At 65.8% G+C, this 17,943-nt stretch carries 17 protein-coding genes; 6 read left to right on the top strand and 11 right to left on the bottom strand.

Annotated elements, in window-relative coordinates; genetic code table 11:
- Window positions 1-29: 29 nt before the first annotated feature.
- The 6 genes from AC07PA_RS05160 to AC07PA_RS05135 all read left to right on the top strand — a co-directional run bounded on the left by AC07PA_RS05160 (window position 30) and on the right by AC07PA_RS05135 (window position 6,661).
- On the top strand, window positions 30-1,394 hold the full coding sequence (locus tag AC07PA_RS05160) for a UDP-glucose dehydrogenase family protein (RefSeq protein ID WP_494604617.1): 1,365 nt from the start codon (window positions 30-32) through the stop codon (window positions 1,392-1,394).
- Window positions 1,381-2,553: a DegT/DnrJ/EryC1/StrS family aminotransferase gene (locus AC07PA_RS05155; RefSeq protein WP_494604615.1), complete on the top strand. Its 1,173-nt coding sequence runs from the start codon at window positions 1,381-1,383 to the stop codon at window positions 2,551-2,553. Before AC07PA_RS05160 ends, AC07PA_RS05155 begins: the two co-directional genes overlap by 14 nt.
- A gap of 2 nt (window positions 2,554-2,555) precedes the next feature.
- A complete protein-coding gene (locus tag AC07PA_RS05150) occupies window positions 2,556-3,188 on the top strand; it encodes a sugar transferase (RefSeq protein WP_007857080.1) in 633 nt (210 codons plus the stop codon).
- Between the two features lie 143 nt (window positions 3,189-3,331).
- Entirely contained in the window at window positions 3,332-4,876 is a 1,545-nt protein-coding gene (gene lysS, locus AC07PA_RS05145; RefSeq protein ID WP_494604613.1) for a lysine--tRNA ligase, read from the top strand.
- A 47-nt stretch (window positions 4,877-4,923) separates the two neighbouring features.
- Complete coding sequence (locus AC07PA_RS05140; protein WP_494604611.1) at window positions 4,924-5,961, top strand: GGDEF domain-containing response regulator; 1,038 nt, start codon at window positions 4,924-4,926, stop codon at window positions 5,959-5,961.
- Between the two features lie 46 nt (window positions 5,962-6,007).
- Window positions 6,008-6,661, top strand: a complete 654-nt coding sequence (locus AC07PA_RS05135) for a mechanosensitive ion channel family protein (protein ID WP_494604609.1) — start codon at window positions 6,008-6,010, stop codon at window positions 6,659-6,661.
- A 19-nt stretch (window positions 6,662-6,680) separates the two neighbouring features.
- Here the strand turns inward: AC07PA_RS05135 and nagZ are convergent, their stop codons facing one another.
- The 11 genes from nagZ to AC07PA_RS05080 all read right to left on the bottom strand — a co-directional run bounded on the left by nagZ (window position 6,681) and on the right by AC07PA_RS05080 (window position 17,941).
- A complete protein-coding gene (nagZ, locus tag AC07PA_RS05130; protein WP_494604607.1) occupies window positions 6,681-7,790 on the bottom strand; it encodes a beta-N-acetylhexosaminidase in 1,110 nt (369 codons plus the stop codon).
- 65 nt (window positions 7,791-7,855) lie between these two features.
- A complete protein-coding gene (acpS, locus tag AC07PA_RS05125; protein ID WP_007857074.1) occupies window positions 7,856-8,251 on the bottom strand; it encodes a holo-ACP synthase in 396 nt (131 codons plus the stop codon).
- A gap of 11 nt (window positions 8,252-8,262) precedes the next feature.
- Window positions 8,263-9,018: a pyridoxine 5'-phosphate synthase gene (locus AC07PA_RS05120; protein WP_494604605.1), complete on the bottom strand. Its 756-nt coding sequence runs from the start codon at window positions 9,016-9,018 to the stop codon at window positions 8,263-8,265.
- Window positions 9,019-9,032: 14 nt separating this feature from the next.
- Window positions 9,033-9,800: a DNA repair protein RecO gene (recO, locus tag AC07PA_RS05115; RefSeq protein ID WP_494604603.1), complete on the bottom strand. Its 768-nt coding sequence runs from the start codon at window positions 9,798-9,800 to the stop codon at window positions 9,033-9,035.
- A 65-nt stretch (window positions 9,801-9,865) separates the two neighbouring features.
- Complete coding sequence (era, locus tag AC07PA_RS05110) at window positions 9,866-10,876, bottom strand: GTPase Era (RefSeq protein WP_007857071.1); 1,011 nt, start codon at window positions 10,874-10,876, stop codon at window positions 9,866-9,868.
- Window positions 10,873-11,556, bottom strand: coding sequence for a ribonuclease III (rnc, locus tag AC07PA_RS05105; RefSeq protein WP_108016326.1), 684 nt, complete (start codon window positions 11,554-11,556; stop codon window positions 10,873-10,875). Before rnc ends, era begins: the two co-directional genes overlap by 4 nt.
- On the bottom strand, window positions 11,556-11,921 hold the full coding sequence (locus AC07PA_RS05100) for a DUF4845 domain-containing protein (RefSeq protein WP_494604600.1): 366 nt from the start codon (window positions 11,919-11,921) through the stop codon (window positions 11,556-11,558). Before AC07PA_RS05100 ends, rnc begins: the two co-directional genes overlap by 1 nt.
- Window positions 11,922-11,959: 38 nt before the next feature.
- Window positions 11,960-12,934, bottom strand: coding sequence for a signal peptidase I (gene lepB / locus AC07PA_RS05095; RefSeq protein WP_494604598.1), 975 nt, complete (start codon window positions 12,932-12,934; stop codon window positions 11,960-11,962).
- Window positions 12,934-14,742, bottom strand: a complete 1,809-nt coding sequence (gene lepA / locus AC07PA_RS05090) for a translation elongation factor 4 (protein WP_007850122.1) — start codon at window positions 14,740-14,742, stop codon at window positions 12,934-12,936. The genes lepB and lepA overlap by 1 nt, the downstream gene beginning before the upstream one ends.
- Before the next feature lie 522 nt (window positions 14,743-15,264).
- Window positions 15,265-16,737 carry a Do family serine endopeptidase gene (locus AC07PA_RS05085; RefSeq protein ID WP_494604596.1) on the bottom strand — a complete coding sequence of 491 codons (1,473 nt, stop codon included), beginning with the start codon at window positions 16,735-16,737 and terminating at the stop codon, window positions 15,265-15,267.
- A 109-nt stretch (window positions 16,738-16,846) separates the two neighbouring features.
- The gene (locus AC07PA_RS05080) at window positions 16,847-17,941 is read right to left on the bottom strand and encodes a MucB/RseB C-terminal domain-containing protein (RefSeq protein ID WP_494604594.1); all 1,095 of its coding nucleotides are present in this window, start codon (window positions 17,939-17,941) and stop codon (window positions 16,847-16,849) included.
- Between the last annotated feature and the right edge of the window lie 2 nt (window positions 17,942-17,943).

Raw genomic sequence — 17,943 nt, 5'->3', positions numbered from 1 at the left:
CTGCTTCGCACCGCACTGAATCACGTTCCATGAAAATCACCGTCATCGGCACCGGCTATGTGGGCCTTGTCACCGGGGCCTGCCTCTCGGAGATGGGCAACCACGTGGTGTGCCTGGACCTGGATGCGCGCCGGATCGCCGCGCTGAACCAGGGGCAGTTGCCCATCCACGAACCCGGCCTGCTCGACGTGGTGCTGCGCAACGCGCGCAGCGGCCGCCTGGAGTTCACCACCGACATCGACCGTGCTGTGGCACACGGCATGCTGCAGTTCATTGCCGTGGGCACGCCACCGAGCGAGGACGGCTCGGCCGACCTGCAGCACGTGCTGGCGGCGGCGCGCTCGATCGCCGAGCGCATGGCAGGCTACAAGCTCATCGTCAACAAGAGCACGGTGCCTGTGGGCACGGCCGACCGGGTGCGCGAGGCCGTGGCCGGTGTGCTGGCGGGCCGCGGCCTGCCTGCCGACTTTGCCGTGGTATCCAACCCTGAGTTCCTCAAGGAAGGCAGCGCGGTGCAGGATTTCATGCGGCCCGACCGCGTGATCGTGGGCAGCGCGGACGAACGCGCCACCGAGCTCATGCGCGCCGTGTACGCGCCCTTCATGCGCAACCGCGACCGCCTGGTGGTGATGGACGTGCGCAGCGCCGAATTCACCAAGTACGCGGCCAACGCCATGCTGGCCACGCGCATCAGCTTCATGAACGAGCTGGCGCTGCTGGCCGAGAAGCTCGGGGCCGACATCGAGAACGTGCGCACCGGCATCGGCATGGACCCGCGCATCGGCACGCATTTTCTCTACGCGGGCACGGGCTATGGCGGATCGTGCTTTCCCAAGGATGTGCGCGCGCTCATCCGGACCGCGCAGGATGCGGGGCAGGAGTTCCACATCCTGCCCGCCGTGAAAGCCGTGAATGACCGCCAGAAACAGGTGCTGACCGACAAGATCGTTGCGCGCTTCGGCGCCGACCTCGCGGGCCGGCGCTTTGCGCTCTGGGGCCTGGCCTTCAAGCCCGGCACCGACGACATGCGCGAGGCGCCGAGCCTGGCCATCATCGACCGACTGCTGGCCCTGGGCGCCGAGGTCGTTGCCTACGACCCCCAGGCCATGGACCAGGCGCGCCAGGCCCTGGGCCCGCGCGCCGGCCTGTCCTTTGCGGAGCAGGCCGACGCGGCGCTGGTGGGCGCGGACGCGCTCGTCATCGCCACCGAATGGAAGGAGTTCCGCAGCCCGGATTTTGCCCACCTGGCCGCCACGCTGCGCGAACGCGCGGTGTTCGATGGCCGCAACCTTTTCGAGCCCGCCGAGCTGCATGCCGCGGGGCTGGAATACCACGCCATCGGCCGTGGCACTGTCCCCGCCAAACCTTTGCCATCCAACCATGCCGAACGCTGACACTGCCGCCCTGCCCTTCCTCCCTTTCGCCCGCCCCGACATCGGTGATGCCGAGGTGAATGCGGTTGCCGAGGCCATGCGCTCGGGCTGGGTCACCACAGGGCCGCAGACCAGGACCTTCGAGCAGGCCTTCACCGACTACCTCGGCGGCGGCGTGGACAGCCTGGCCGTGAACTCGGCCACGGCCGGCCTGCACCTGGCCCTGGAAGCCTTGGGCACCGGCCCGGGCGACGAGGTGATCGCGCCCACGCTGACCTTCACGGCCACGACCGAGGTGGTGCGCTACCTGGGTGCCGACCCGGTGCTGGTGGATGTGGACCCGGTGACGCTGAACATGGACCCGGCCCGGGTGCGCGCCGCCATCACGCCGCGCACCAAGGCCATCATGCCGGTGCACTACGGTGGCCTGGCCTGCGACATGGATGCCATCCTGGCGATTGCGAAGGAACACGGCCTCAAGGTGGTGGAAGACGCGGCACATGCCCTGCCCACGACCTGGAAGGGCACGCTGGTGGGGCAACTGGCCTCGGATGTCACGGTGTTCAGCTTCTACGCCAATAAGACCATCACCACCGGAGAAGGCGGCATGGCCGTGACGCGCGACCCGGACCTGGCCAGGCGCATGCGCGTGATGCGCCTGCACGGCATGAACCGCGATGCCTTCGACCGCTTCACCTCCAAGACACCCGCCTGGTACTACGAGGTGGTGGCACCGGGCTTCAAGTACAACATGACCGACGTGGCCGCGGCCATGGGGGTGCAGCAACTGGCGCGCCTGCCGGCCTTCGTGGAGCGGCGCCAATACCTGGCACAGCGCTACCACGCCGGCCTGAAAAACCTGCCCCTGGTGTTGCCGGCACAAGCCCCTGCGGGCGACGTGCATGCCTGGCACCTGTACGTGATCCGCCTGACACAAGGCGCACGCCTGTCGCGCGATGCACTGGTGCAGGGTTTGTCGGACCTCGGTATCGGCACCAGCGTGCACTATGTGCCGCTGCACCGCCACCCCTACTGGCGCGACCGCTATGCGCTCACGCCTGCGATGTTCCCGCAGGCCGACGCGGCCTACCAGGCCATGGTGAGCATTCCCTTGTTCACCGCGATGGGCGATGCCGACCAGGACCGTGTGATAGCGGCCCTGCAGACCCTGCTGGGGTGAGGATGCTCAAGCGCCTGATGGACATCGTGGTTGCGGGCAGCGCCTTGCTGGTGCTTGGCCCGGTGCTGCTGGCCATCGCGCTCTGGGTGCGTTTCGATTCGGCCGGTGGTGCGCTGTTCCGCCAGGAGCGGGTGGGCCGGCATGGGCGCCATTTCACCATCTACAAGTTCCGCACCATGCGCACCGGGGCCGATAGGACCGGCCCGGCGATCACCATTGGCGAGGACGCGCGCATCACGCGCGCGGGCCACTGGCTGCGCCACAGCAAGCTCGACGAACTGCCCCAGCTGCTCAATGTGCTCAAGGGCGACATGAGCCTGGTGGGCCCCCGGCCCGAGGTGCCGCACTACGTGGCGATGTACCCGGCCGAGATCAGCGCCATCGTGCTCAGCGTGCGCCCGGGCATCACCGACCTGGCCTCCATCGCCTTTCGCAACGAGAGTGCGCTGCTGGCGCAGAGCGCCGACCCCGAGCGCACCTATGTGGAAGACATCCTGCCCGTGAAGCTGGACTACGCCGCGCGCTATGCGCAAAACCCCAGCCTGTGGCAGGACCTGGTGATCCTCGTGCGCACGGCGGATGCCGTGCTGCGGCCTGCCCGCGCCGAGGGCGGCGGCCCCGGCCAGCCGCACTGACCGGCGGAAAACCGCGGCCGCAGGGGCAAAAAACCGTGCCGGGCACGCCAAGCCGATAAAATGGCAGGTTCGCCGCCGTGGACTGTCGTCCCGGCAGCCTTCCTACAACGACGCGCCACGCGCGCACCGCATTGACCGCACCTATGTCTGAACAGAACACCCCCCCAGTGCCCCCGGACGACAACAAGCTCATGGCCGAACGTCGTGAGAAGCTCCGCGCCCTGCGCGAAGTGCAGGCCCAGGGCGGTGGCGTGGCCTTCCCCAACAACTTCAAGCCGGCCAACAAGGCGGCCAAGCTGCACGCCACCTATGGCCCGCTGGATGCCGAGGCCCTGGAGGCCAACCCGGCCACGGTGAGCGTGGCCGGGCGCATGATGCTCAAGCGCGTGATGGGCAAGGCCAGCTTCGCCACGGTGCAGGACGGCTCGCTGGGCGACACCGGCGGCCAGATCCAGCTGTACGTGACCCGCGATGCGCTGGGCGAGGAAGCCTATGCGGCCTTCAAGCACTGGGACCTGGGCGACATCGTGGGCGCCGAGGGCACCACGTTCAAGACCAAGACCGGCGAGCTGTCGATCAAGGTTACGCGCCTGCGCCTCCTGACCAAGAGCCTGCGCCCGCTGCCCGACAAGTTCCACGGCATGGCCGACCAGGAGCAGAAGTACCGCCAGCGCTATGTGGACCTGATCACCGACGAACAGGCGCGCAAGCGCTTCATCGCGCGCAGCAAGGCCGTGAGCGGCCTGCGCGAGTTCATGGTGGAACACGGCTTTCTCGAAGTCGAGACGCCCATGCTGCACCCGATCCCGGGCGGCGCCAATGCCAAGCCTTTCGTGACGCACCACAACGCGCTCGAGCAGGAGATGTACCTGCGCATCGCGCCGGAGCTTTACCTCAAGCGCCTGATCGTGGGCGGTTTCGAGCGCGTGTTCGAGATCAACCGCAGCTACCGCAACGAAGGCATCTCGGTGCGCCACAACCCCGAGTTCACCATGATGGAGTTCTACGCGGCGTACTGGAACTACCTGGACCTGATGGACTTCACCGAGACGCTGATCCGCGAGGTGGCGCTCAAGGCCACGGGCTCGCTGCAACTGACCTACCAGGGCCGCGCTGTGGACCTGTCGCAGCCGTTTGCGCGCCTGACGATCCGCGAAGCCATCTTCCAGTACACCGAGGCCGGTGCCCACGTGGACGATGCCGCCTGGCTGACCAGCGCCCTGAAGAAGCTGGGCCTGAATGAAGAAAAGAACAAGCTGTCCACGCGTTCGCTGGCCAGCCTGCAGGTGCTGTACTTCGAGGAGACGGTGGAGGACAAGCTGTGGCTGCCCACCTTCATCATGGAACACCCGACGGAGATCTCGCCGCTGGCGCGTGCCAATGACACCCGCCCCGAGGTGACCGAGCGCTTCGAGCTGTACATCACCGGGCGCGAGTTCGGCAACGGCTTCAGCGAGCTCAACGATGCCGAGGACCAGGCCGCGCGCTTTCACGCCCAGGTGGCCGCCAAGGACAGTGGCGACGACGAGGCCATGTTCTACGACCACGACTTCGTGCGCGCGCTGGAATACGGCATGCCTCCCACGGGCGGCTGCGGCATCGGCATCGACCGCCTGATGATGCTATTGACGGATAGCCCCAGCATCCGCGACGTGATACTGTTCCCGGCACTGCGACGGGAATCCTGAGCGGCTGGCTGCTGCCCATCTCCTGAGCTTCGCACCAAGGAGTCACCGTGCCATTCACTCCCAGCAGCGCGCCCTACCCCGCCACGGCCACCGGGCCCTCGTCCCGCAACAGCTTCTCGGTCCTGGTGGTCGAGGATCAGAACTCGGTGCGGGCAGCCCTGGTGGCCGAGTTGCGGCAGGCCGGGGTGGCGAAGATCTTCGAGGCCCCCGAGGGCACGGCGGCGCTGCACCTGTTCAAGGCGCAACGCCCGGACCTGGTGCTGCTGGACATCAAGTTGCCCGGCAAGGACGGCTATTGGGTGGCGCAGCAGATGCGCGAGAGCGAGGCCGGTGACTGGACGCCCATCATCTTCCTGTCGGGCCTGGACAACGAGCTCGACGTATGGCGCGGCATCGAGGTGGGGGGCGACGACTACCTGGTCAAACCCGTCAGGCCCATCGTGCTGATGGCCAAGCTGCGCGCCATGCAGCGCCTGCTGGACATGCGCCGGCGGCTGGTGTCGGTATCGGCCGAGCTGCACGTGGCCAACCAGCGCCTCAACGAGATGGTGGAGGTGGACGCGCTGACCGGCCTGGTGAACCGCCGTGGCTTCGACCGCATGCTGCACAACGAGATCCTGTCGGCCCGGCGCGATGGCACGCCACTGACGCTGATGCTGTGCGACCTGGACCATTTCAAGCGCTTCAACGACGCCAGCGGGCATGTGCAGGGAGATGCCTGCCTCAAGGAGGTGGGCCGGCTGCTGCGCGAAGTGTGCGTGCGGCCGCGCGATGTCGCATCGCGCTATGGTGGCGAGGAATTCGCACTGATCCTGCCCAACACCCCGCGCTCCGGCGCCATGACTTTTGCACGCGCGCTGGGCCAGTTGCTTAAGGTGCGCGGCGTCGCACACCCGGATTCCCCGCTGGGCGATGCGCTCACGCTGTCGGGCGGCATCACCACCTGCGTGCCCGATGACAGCACCAATGCCGAGAGCATGATCATGCGTGCCGACCAGGCCCTGTACGCGGCCAAGGCCCAGGGTCGCAACCGCTTTTTCAGTTTCGAGATGCAGATGGATACCGTGGAGCAGTTGCGCAGCTGATGGCGATATTTCCTGTTGTTGTTTCCGGGCCTCGCGCTCTTTTCCCATGGCCAGCACTGGTCTGCATGTTTTGAAGACACGTCTGCCCGACTGGGTGCAGGACTGGCTCGAGGTGATCGTGCCCGGCCTGCAGATCCTGCTGATCATTTTCGTGGCCTGGCTGCTGCAGCGCCTGCTGAGGCGCCTGGTGGCGCGTGCCGCCGCCCACTACCAGTTGCCCGACGAGTTGCTGGTGCCGATCAAGGGGTTGATCCGCTGGACCATCGTGGCCAGCGCCTTCCTGCTGGTACTCGAGCGCATGGGGGTGTCGGCCACCGTGCTGTGGACAGCCCTCACGGGCTTCGCCACCGTGGGTGCCGTGGCCTTCTTCGCGGCCTGGAGCGTGCTCTCCAACCTGTTCTGCGCACTGCTGATCTTCACCGTGCGGCCGTTCCGCGTGGGCGACTACATCGAGGTGCTGGACACGGCCGAGAAGCCCGGCGCCAAGGGCCGGGTGGTGGACATCAACCTGCTGTACACCACGCTCGAAGACCACCTCCATGCAGGTCCGGACGGTACCTGGCTGCAGATACCCAATGCCCTGATCTTCCAGCGCGTGATCCGGCGCTGGAGAGGACCGCCGCCCGCAGCGGCGGAGTCCGCAACGCCCGCGACGTCCGCACCGGTGCAGGAGTCCCCTCCCGCCACGCCCGCGCCCTGAACCAGGACGGCGGCGCAGTTCAGGGCAGCAGGTCGAGTGCCTGCAGGTAGGCCGGCTGGTACATCAGGTCGTCCCAGGCCTGGGGAAGGGTTTCGGGCAGCAGGGCGATGCGGCGCGATTCGCTATCCACATTGGGTTGCCAGCGGCCTTTCGCCCGGGCCTCGGCCAAGCCGTCGAGCAGTTCGTCCACCGCCTTGCCATCGCCCACGCTCTGGTTGCACAGCAGCACCAGGTCGCAACCGGCTTCCAGCGCGGCCAACGCACCATCGGTGTAGCTGACCAGCTGGCCGTCCAGGCGGCGGGCGCCCTCCATGCTCAGGTCGTCGCTGAAGATGGCGCCGTCAAAGCGCATCTCGCGGCGCAGGATGTCTTGCAGCCAGCGCTTGGAAAAACCGGCCGGGCGGCTGTCCACCTTGGGGTAGATCACGTGGGCCGGCATCACGCTGGTGAGCGTGCTGCTGAGCCAGGGGTACGGGGCCGCGTCATCGGCCAGGATGGCCTTGAGGCTGCGCGTGTCCACCGGCACCTCGGTGTGCGAATCGGCCTTGACGAAGCCATGGCCGGGAAAATGCTTGCCGCAATTGGCCATGCCGGCCTGGAGCAGCCCGTGCATGAGGCTCTTGGCCAGCAGGGATACCACGCGCGGGTCGCGGTGGAAGGAGCGGTCGCCGATCACGCCACTGCGCGAGCCGGCAGGCTCTTCCTGCCAGTCGAGATCGAGCACCGGGGTGAAGGAGAAATCCACACCGCAGGCGCGCAGCTCGGTGCCCAGCACATAGCCAGCGGCCGTCGCGGCATTGGTCGCGCGCAGGGCGCCGCTGCCGGGCACCGCCTTGGCGCCCTTGCCATCGTCCATCCACATCGCGCCCAGGGCGCGCATGGGCGGCAGGTGGGTGAACCCATCGGTGCGAAAGCGCTGCACGCGACCGCCTTCGTGGTCCACGCAGATCAGGAGATCGTCGCGCACGGCCTTGATGGCGCTGGTCAGGGACAGCAGCTGGGCGCGGTTGTCCCAGTTGCGGGCGAACAGGATCACGCCACCCGTGAGCGGGTGGGCCAGGCGGCGGCGGTCGTCGGCGCTGAGGGACGTGCCGGCCACATCGAGGATGACGGGTGCGTGTTCGGTCATGGACTTGTGAGAATCAGAAGGAATGGGGATGGGCAGGTGCGCCAGGGAAAGCGCCCCCACAGGTATCAAGGCGCTTTTTCGACCACGCAGAAGCTGGCCGCGTAGTCGGTTTCGTCGGTCACGCTCAGGTGGGCCTGCAGGCCGCGCTCCTCGAACCATTCCTTGAGCGCGCCGTGCAGCACGATCACGGGTTGGCCCGATGGCAGCTTGGCCACTTCGCAGTGGCGCCAGGTCATGGGCATGCGCATGCCGAGGCCGATGGCCTTGCTGAATGCCTCCTTGGCAGAAAAGCGGGTAGCCAGGTAGCGCAGGCCCCGGTCCGGCCAGCGGGCGGTGCGGGCGCGCCAGGTAGCGAGCTCGCCCGCGGACAGCACCTTCTCGGCAAAACGGTCGCCATGGCGCTCCAGGCTGGCCTTGATGCGGCGCACGTCGCAGATGTCGGTGCCGATACCGTAGATCATGGCTGCAGTGCTCAGGCAGCCGCTATGCAGGCGTTGTAGGCCCGCACGGTGGCCGCATAGCCCAGTTCCAGCGCGTCGGCGATCAGCGCGTGGCCGATGGACACCTCGAGCACGCCGGGCACCCCGCGCACGAAGGCGGTCAGGTTGTCGCGGTTGAGGTCGTGGCCGGCATTGACTCCCAACCCGGCATCCAGGGCCGCCTGGGCGGCGGCGCGGTAGCGCTCCAGCTGCGCCGCCTGGTCGGGCGTACCCCAGGCGGCGGCATAGGGCTCGGTATAGAGCTCGATGCGGTCGGCCCCCACGGCCCTGGCGGCGGCCATGGCCTCGGGTGTCGGGTCCATGAACAGGCTCACGCGCACGCCCAGGGCCCTGCATTCGGCAATCAGCGGCGCCAGGCGCTCGGCATCCTGAGGGAAGCTCCAGCCATGGTCGCTGGTGAACTGGTCTTCGCTGTCGGGCACGAAGGTCGCCTGGTGCGGACGCACCTGGCGGATGAAGTCCATCAGGTTCTGCGAGGGGTTGCCCTCGATGTTGTACTCCCGGTCGGGCCAGGCCTTCATGAGCTCGGCCAGCTCGAACACGTCGTGGCTGCGGATATGGCGTTCGTCCGGGCGGGGATGCACGGTGATGCCCCGGGCACCGGCCTCCAGGCATACCTGCGCCGCGCGCGTGACGCTGGGAATGCCCAGGTGGCGCGTGTTGCGCACCAGGGCGACCTTGTTGACGTTGACCGACAAAGCGGTGCGATGCGACGGGAGTTGTGCCATGGAAGGTTCGTAGATCAGAGGGTCTGCAGATCCATCATGAGCTGGCGGGTGCGCAGCGTGGGACTGCCGCAATGGTATTGCAAGAGCGCCCGCAGCTGGGGCTTGAGCTCGGCGGCCACCGGCGCACAGGCACGCAAGGTGGCCGTGTAGCTGGATGCGCTGGTGTCGAGTGCTGCCTGCAGGGCCTGCCACTGGCTGCCGGGCAGCGCGACACGGTCGCCCGATGAGGCCGTACGCAAGCCCCCTTCGGCCACCAGCGTGTAGCGTGTGCCGGGGTGCAAGGGCTCCAGGGTCATGGTCTGCGCATCCAGGCTGGGCAACAGGCCGATCTCACGCAGCAGCAGCAGCTCGAAGCTGCGCAGCACAGGCTCGAGCGCATCGCCATGCTCGCTGGCGAGCACGCGCACCACCCCGGCATAGGCATCGAACAGCGCGGTGTGCGCATCGGCCCGCGCGAGCAGGCGCAGCAGCAGCTCGTTGAGGTACATGCCCGACAGCAGCGCGTCACCCGTGGGCATGACATGCCCACCGACCCACTCGGCCCCCTTGAGGGTGTGGATGTCGGCCGAACCATCGCCCGACAGGGTGTAGGTGAGCAACAGCGGCTGCAGCGGCAGCAGTACCGGCCGGAAGTTGGAAGTGGGCTTCTTGGCGCCCTTGGCGACCAGGGCGACCCGGCCCTGGCGGCGGCAGAACACCTCCAGAATCAGGCTCGACTCGCTCCAGTCGTAGCTGTGCAGCACGAACGCGGGCTCATCGGAGATGCGTTTGGCAACGGCCATGGGCGGCTTTCAGCCACGCCGCAGGCGCTCGGGCGCCTCTGCACGGAGCAGCGCGGGAGCCATCCTCACTCGTAGCCGAAGGAGCGCACGCGCGCTTCGTCGTCGGCCCAGCCGGAGCGCACCTTGACCCAGAGCTCGAGGAATACCTTGGCGTCCATGAGTTTTTCGAGCTCCTGTCGGGCCTCGGTGCCGATGCGTTTCAGGCGCTCGCCCTTGTCGCCGATGACCATCATCTTGTGGTTGTCGCGCTCGACCACGATGGTGGCGGCGATCTTCACGAGACGCTTGTGCTGCTTGCTGGCCTCTTCCTCGAATTTGTCGATGACGACGGTGGAGGTGTAGGGCAGTTCATCGCCGGTGAAGCGGAACAGCTTTTCGCGCACGGTTTCGCTGGCCAGGAACTTCTCGCTGCGGTCGGTGAGCTCGTCCTCACCATACCACCAGGCCTGCTCGGGCAGGTACTTGGCGCAGATGCCGAAAAGGCGCTCGATGTCGCCCTTGTTCTTGGCCGACATGGGCACGAATTCGGCGAACGGGTGGCGCTCCTGCATGCTTTTGAGCCAGGGGGCCAGTTCGGCACGGCGGTTGACCATGTCGAGCTTGTTGGCGATCAGCAAGGTGGGAATGCCGGGCTTGAACAGCGACAGCACCTTGGCATCGGCCAGCGTGAAGTTGCCGGCCTCGACGACGAAGAGGATCAGGTCCACATCACCGATCGCGCCCATCACCGTCTTGTTGAGCGACTTGTTGAGCGCCGTGGCGTGGCGGGTCTGGAAACCCGGCGTGTCGACGAAGACGAACTGGGTCTGCTCGCGCGTGCGGATGCCCGTGATGCGGTGGCGCGTGGTCTGCGCCTTGCGCGAGGTGATGCTGATCTTCTGGCCCACCAGGGCGTTGAGCAGCGTGGACTTGCCCACGTTGGGCTTGCCGACGATGGCGATCACGCCGCAGCGCTGGCCTTCCACCGCAGCAGCAGGCACCCGCGCCCCGGCCAGCATCGCCTCCAGGTCGGCGGGCGACTGGGCGCCCGGTGGCTGGCTGGAATCGCCGGCCGGCTCGTTGGTGGCGTCGTTCATAGGTTCTTTGCTTTCAGTGTGGCCAGCATGGCGGCCGCAGCGGCCTGCTCGCCGGCACGGCGGGAGCCGCCGATGCCACGCTCGGTCAGGCCCAGTTCGGGAATATCGCACTCGACATCGAATGTCTGGCGGTGCGCCGCCCCCACGGTGGCCACGACGGCATACTGGGGGAGCTTCATTTTGCGGCCCTGGAGCCACTCCTGCAACGCGGTCTTGGCATCCTTGGACGCGGCCTGCATCTGCGGGTTGATCTCCATGGCCTGGAACAGGCGGTGGACCAGGGCCTCCGCCTGGAGGTACCCGGCATCGAGGTACACCGCACCGATCAGCGCCTCCAGCGCATCGGCAAGGATCGAGGGGCGCTGGTGTCCGCCGGATTTGGACTCCCCCTCGCCCAGGCGCAGCACCTCGGACACGCGCAGGCGCAGTGCCAGCTGGTGCAGCGTGTCCTGCTTGACGAGGTTGGCCCGCACCCGCGAGAGATCGCCTTCGGGCAATGAACCCAGGCGCTGGTACAGCAGGCTGGCCACCGCCAGGTTCAAAACGGAGTCCCCGAGAAACTCCAACCGCTCATTGTGGTCGGCCGAAAAGCTGCGGTGCGTGATCGCACGTTGCAGCAGCGAGGGGTCGGAAAAGGGGTGCTGCAGGCGGTCCTGCAGCGCTTGGAGACTGGGGGACACTACTTGGTCTGTCCCTCGAAGCGGTAGACGAGGAACGCTGGGCCTGCCAGCGGGATTTCGCGCGAGTACTTGAAGGCGACCACATTCTTGTCGCCCCGCTTCGAAATTTCCAAGTCCTTGCCCTTGATGGAACTGATGTCGTCAATGGCACCCGCACGATCAAAAGCGCCCCGGATCCCGGCGACAGTAGTCTCCTCCCTGGCAGCCTTGTTCGCTGCCTTGTCGATGGCCTGGTACTCCAGAAAAATCGGGACCGACTGCCCGCCGATGGCAAACGCCGCCACGCAGATCAGGCCGATGAAGATCACGCCGATGAAGGACAGGCCACGCTGGCGCGAGCGGCTGGCGAAACGATGGATATGCATGCTCTCCCCTCTCAATGTTGATGGAAATGGGCTATCGGTCAATGAAAAGGCCCGATGCGCTTGAGATTACCGAAATTCATCCAGACAAAAAAGGCCTTGCCCACGATATTGGCGTCCGGCACGAAGCCCCAGTAACGGGAGTCCAGCGAATTGTCGCGGTTGTCCCCCATCATGAAATAGTGGCCCTCGGGCACCTTGCAAACCACGCCTTCGACACTGTAGCGGCAGTTCTCGCGGTACGCAAAATTGCTCGCGCCCTGGATGAAAGCAGGGACCTCGGGATTGTTCAGCAGCCGGTGGGCCTTGCCGTCCAACTGCTCCTCCAACTGCTTGAAGTAGCGCATGCTGTCTTCCTCGAAGAAGTCCGGCGCATTGGTGGTGGGCACCGCCTGCCCATTGACGGTCAGGCGCTTGTTCAGGTAGGCCACTTCGTCGCCCGGCACGCCGATCACGCGCTTGATGTAGTCAAGGTTGGGCTGGGGCGGGTAGCGAAAGACCATCACATCCCCACGCACCGGCTTGTTGCCCTCGATGATCTTGGTGTTGATCACGGGCAGGCGCACGCCATAGGTGAACTTGTTGACCAGGATCAGGTCGCCCACCAGCAGCGTCGGAATCATCGAGCCCGACGGAATCTTGAAGGGCTCGAACAGGAAGGAGCGCAGCACGAACACCGCCGCGATCACCGGGAACAGGCCGGCCGTCCAGTCCAGCCACCAGGGCTGCATGAGCAGGCGACCCTGGGCTTCCTGCACATCCACGTCCACCTTCTGGATGCCCATGCGGTCGAGTTCGGCCCGGCGCTGCACAGCCGCGTCTTCGATTGCCTGGGCCGCACGGCGGCGCTGGGGCAGAAAGTACAGGCGCTCCGCCAGCCAGAACACTCCCGTGACCACCGTGGCCAGGAACAGCAGCAGCGCAAAATTGCCCTCGATGAGGCCAAAGTACCAAGAACCCATGTAACCGACAAAGGCCGCCAGGATGGCCGCCGTGAGAATTTGCATGAACTGCATCAATCTTCCACCTGCAAAATGGCGAGGAAGGCCTCCTGGGGCACCTCGACCGAACCGATCTGCTTCATCCGCTTCTTGCCCGCCTTCTGCTTTTCCAGAAGCTTGCGCTTGCGGCTGATGTCACCGCCGTAGCACTTGGCCAGCACGTTCTTGCGCAGCGCCTTGATGGTCTCGCGGGCGATGATGTTGGCACCGATGGCGGCCTGGATGGCCACGTCGTACATCTGGCGGCTGATGATCTCGCGCATCTTGCCGACCACAGCCCGGCCGCGGTACTGCGACTGCGAGCGGTGCACGATGATGGACAGCGCATCGACCTTCTCGCCATTGAGCAGGATGTCGACCTTGACCACGTCGGAGGCGCGGTACTCCTTGAACTCGTAGTCCATCGAGGCATAGCCGCGCGAGACCGACTTGAGCTTGTCGAAGAAGTCGAGCACGATTTCGCCCAGGGGCATCTCGTAGGTCAGCATGACCTGGCGGCCGTGGTAGGCCATGTTGATCTGCACGCCGCGCTTCTGGTTGGCCAGTGTCATCACCGGGCCCACGTAGTCCTGGGGCATGTACAGGTGCACCGTGACGATGGGCTCGCGCACCTCTTCCAGACGGCCCTGGTCGGGCATCTTGGAGGGGTTCTCGACCATGACGGTCTCGCCGTCTGCGCGCACCACCTGGTAGACCACGCTGGGCGCGGTGGTGATCAGGTCCTGGTCGAATTCGCGCTCCAGGCGTTCCTGCACGATCTCCATGTGCAAGAGGCCCAGGAAGCCGCAGCGGAAACCGAAGCCCAGCGCCTGGCTGACCTCGGGCTCGTAGTGCAGCGAGGCATCGTTGAGCTTGAGTTTTTCGAGCGCGTCGCGCAGCGAGTCGTATTCGCTGGCTTCCGTCGGATACAGGCCGGCAAACACCTGCGGCTGGATTTCCTTGAAACCCGGCAGTGCTTCAGTGGCCGGCCCGGCATTGTTGGGCAGCTTCTTTTCCAGGGTGATGGTGTCGCCCACCTTGGCGGCCTGCAGCTCCTTGATGCCGGCGATGATGTAGCCCACCTGACCCGCATCAAGGGACTCGCGTGGCTCGTTGGCAGGGGTGAAAACGCCCAGGTTGTCCGCGTTGTACACAGCCCCCGTGGCCATCATCTTGATGCGCTCGCCCTTGAGCAGACGACCGTCGACGACACGCACCAGCATCACCACGCCGACGTAGCTGTCGAACCAGCTGTCGATGATCATGGCACGCAGCGGACCGTCGGCATTGCCACGCGGCGCAGGCACCTTGGCCACGATGGCTTCGAGGATCTCGTCGATGCCCATGCCGGTCTTGGCCGAGCAGGGAATCGCATCGGTCGCGTCGATGCCGATCACGTCCTCGACCTCGGCCTTCGCGTTGTCGGGATCGGCATTGGGCAGATCCATCTTGTTGAGCACGGGCACCACTTCGACGCCGAGGTCCAGCGCGGTGTAGCAGTTGGCAACGGTCTGTGCTTCCACACCTTGCGATGCATCGACGACGAGCAGTGCGCCCTCGCATGCAGACAGCGAGCGGCTCACCTCGTACGAGAAGTCCACATGGCCCGGCGTGTCGATCAGGTTGAGGTTGTAGACCTGTCCATCACGCGCCTTGTACTGCAGCGCAGCGGTCTGCGCCTTGATGGTTATCCCACGCTCTTTTTCGATGTCCATCGAGTCCAGAACCTGGGCCTCCATATCGCGGTCCGCAAGGCCGCCGCATCGCTGGATCAAGCGGTCGGCCAACGTCGACTTGCCATGGTCGATGTGCGCAATGATGGAAAAATTTCTGATGTGGTTCATCAACGGGAAGCGTCAAGTAATTGAATTAAAACGGCGCGCACAAGAAAAAAGGGCGCGTCGAGTGGCGACGCGCCCTGAACCAACAATCATTGGCAACTGCGATAGTTGGATCTTCATTGTAGGCAAAAAGCGTGTCGGGAGCAGCCCGGCACTGGCAGGAAAAGGGTCGTTGCCTGACTGCAACAGGGATTTTATACACAGTTTATTCACAGATTCAAGCCACACATCGATGAACAACTTGTGGGTGAGCTGTGGATCAGCTGTGCATGAGCACGGTACATCCCGCATGGTGGAGCAGGCGCCGTTCAATATGCACATAATGGTTGAACAAGCACCCGTATTCTATCGAAACTGGTTGATGCACTGGTCCAGAAGTTAGCGAGAGCTAACCTTTCAATTTTTTTTCGACCCTTGGCGCAGGCTCGCTTCCGGTGGGATTTTTGGCAAAACCCCACCGGAGTCAGAGGGAATAGCCCTCCTGAAACCGGCTTGTGCGCACGGCCGCCCGATGGCCTTCTTTCCTCAACGCAGAGGCCGGATCACTGCGTACTGGGCCCACTCGCCACGTCGGTAGAGCACGCTCAGGGGCTTGCTCTTGTCTGCCTTGGACACCACTGCTTCAAAGTCCTTGAGGCTTGCGACCTCCGTGTTGGCAACCGAAAGGATCACGTCGCCCTCGCGCAGGCCCGCACGCGCAGCAGCATCAGTGGCCGAAGCCACGGCCACGCCCCCCTTGAGCTTGAGCTCCTTCTTCTGCGCGTCGGTGAGCTCGAGGACGGACAGGCCCAGCTGCTGGGCCGCTGCCGATGCCTTGGGCTTCTCCTCTTTCGGCTCGGCCGCCTTGGCCACCGGCTTGTTGTCGGGTTCGATCTCGGCGATGGTGACGCTGAGGTCGCGCGAGCTGCCGCGGCGAAACACCGTGATGGCGCTCTTCGTGCCCGGCTTGGTGTTGCCCACCAGGCGCGGCAGGTCTGCCACCTTCTCGATGGGCTTGCCGTCAAAGCGCGTGATGATGTCACCCGCCTCGACCCCCGCCTTGTCCGCGGGCGAGCCCGATTCCACACCCGTGACCAGCGCACCCTGCGCCTTGCCCAGACCGATGGTCTCGGCCACGTCCTTGCTGACGTTGCCGATCTGCACGCCGATGCGGCCGCGCGTCACCCGCCCCGAAGAGCGCAGCTGTTCGCTGACGCGGATGGCCTCGTCCATCGGGATGGCGAACGAGATGCCCATGAAGCCGCCCGAGCGCGAATAGATCTGGCTGTTGATGCCCACCACCTCACCCCGCATGTTGATGAGCGGACCACCGGAGTTGCCGGGATTGATGGCCACGTCGGTCTGGATGAAGGGCAGGTAGTCGCCGGTGTCGCGTGCCTTGGCACTCACGATGCCCGCCGTGACGCTGTTTTCCAGGCCGAAGGGCGAGCCGATGGCCATCACCCACTCCCCGACCTTGAGGCGGCTCACGTCGCCCACCTTCACGGCCGGCAGGCCGGTGGCATCGATCTTCACCACGGCCACGTCGGTGCGCTTGTCGGCGCCCACGACGCGGGCCTTGAACTCCCGCTTGTCGGTCAGCGTCACGATGACTTCGTCGGCGCCATCGATCACATGGGCATTGGTCATCACGAAGCCATCGGCCGTGAGGATGAACCCCGAACCGACGCCTCGCGGCTGTGCCTCCTCTTCCTGCTGGGGGCGCTGGGGACGTTGCTGGCGCGGCATGTTGGGGATCGGCACGCCGAAGCGGCGAAAGAACTCCAGCATCTCCTCGTCCATGCCGCTGGCCGAGCGCTCCGACGCTTTCTCGCGTGTGCGGATGTTCACGACCGAGGGCCCGACCTGGTCCACCAGATCGGTGAAGTCCGGCAGACCTCGCACCACCGCGGACTGCGCCATCGCCACGCCCTGGGGCAGCACTGCCACGCTGGCCACCGCTGCCACCATGCCGGACATGGCCAGGGCGCGCAACATACTCCCGTGAAACTTGGACATCATCGACCTTTCATGAAATGTGGGGGAACGCCTCAATGTGTCACTGCATGTGAAAGGGGGGACGGCAAATGGTTCCCGAAAACCTCCACCCCTAGTGGGCAGCCCTGGCTCAGCGCACACGCTCCAGCGCACCCACGAAGAGGCGCAGCGTCTGCATGGGGACTTCGCCCACGGCCGTCACCCAGGCCTCGGACGCCATGCGCTGGCCCAGCATCTGCGTAGCGCCCACGCTGCCCAACTGGCCTTGCGTGCCATGCCGCCTCACATCGAAGGGCTCAATGAACAGTGACACCGTCGCCAGGCCATCGGAATACAGGCACTGCAGCACCGGCGCAGCCTCTGCGGGCCCCGCAGCCGCCAGCCGCTTGTGGCAGCTTTGCGGCACAAAGCCGGTCACCGGCTGCCGCAGGCGCCAGCCCTCCTCCAGCGCTGTGGTCTTGGCCGCAGCCGGGGCGATCACCTTGTAGCCCGACACATCGTCCATCATGCGCGCGAGCTTGTCCATGGACACGGAGGCGTTGAGGTCGAGCTCGGAGAACGCCGCCTGCTCCAGCACCCTGCCGTCCGTTGCCAGGGTCTGCATCTTGACCACCAGGCCCGACCCCCTTTCGCTCCAGATACGGTAGCCGAAACGCAAGGCATCGAGCGGCTTGAACCAGACCACATCGGCATCCAGTCCTGCCACGCGCTCCTGCCCGAGCACCTGGGCTTCATAGTGCTTGGCCAGGGAAGTGCCTTGCACCGACGGCAATTGTGGGAAAAGGCCCCGCGCATCCCCGCGCTCCGTGCGCACGGTGCGCTCCTCGGGCAAAAAGGTGCGCACCTCGTCGTTGCGCCGAAAGACCTTGCGCGGCGTGCCGCTCAGGCCATCCACGCGCTCGAGCTGCTGCTTGCCATCGCAGGCATTCCAGATGCGCGAGCTGAACATGGCGCCCGATGACGACAGCACCACGAAAGTGCCGACATAGGAGCGCTTGCGCGGCGCCTCGTGCATGCGCTCGATCCATTGGGCGATATCCCGCGCAGGGGTCACCACCGACATCGGCGGCAACGCCGATGCGGACGGCCCTTGCGCGGGCTGGGCCTGGGCGCACGGCACCGCACCCACGACCGCCAAGGCCGCACCCACCCACAACGCCGCACCCGCGATCATTCGGCGCCACCACCGGCTTTCCATGGCACCCACCAGGGCAAGATCAGGCATCA

It is taken from the genome of Acidovorax sp. GW821-FHT09B03 (assembly GCF_059418305.1).
Note: the sequence above shows the minus strand (reverse complement) of the source record. Positions and strands in the feature narration are given on the sequence as shown.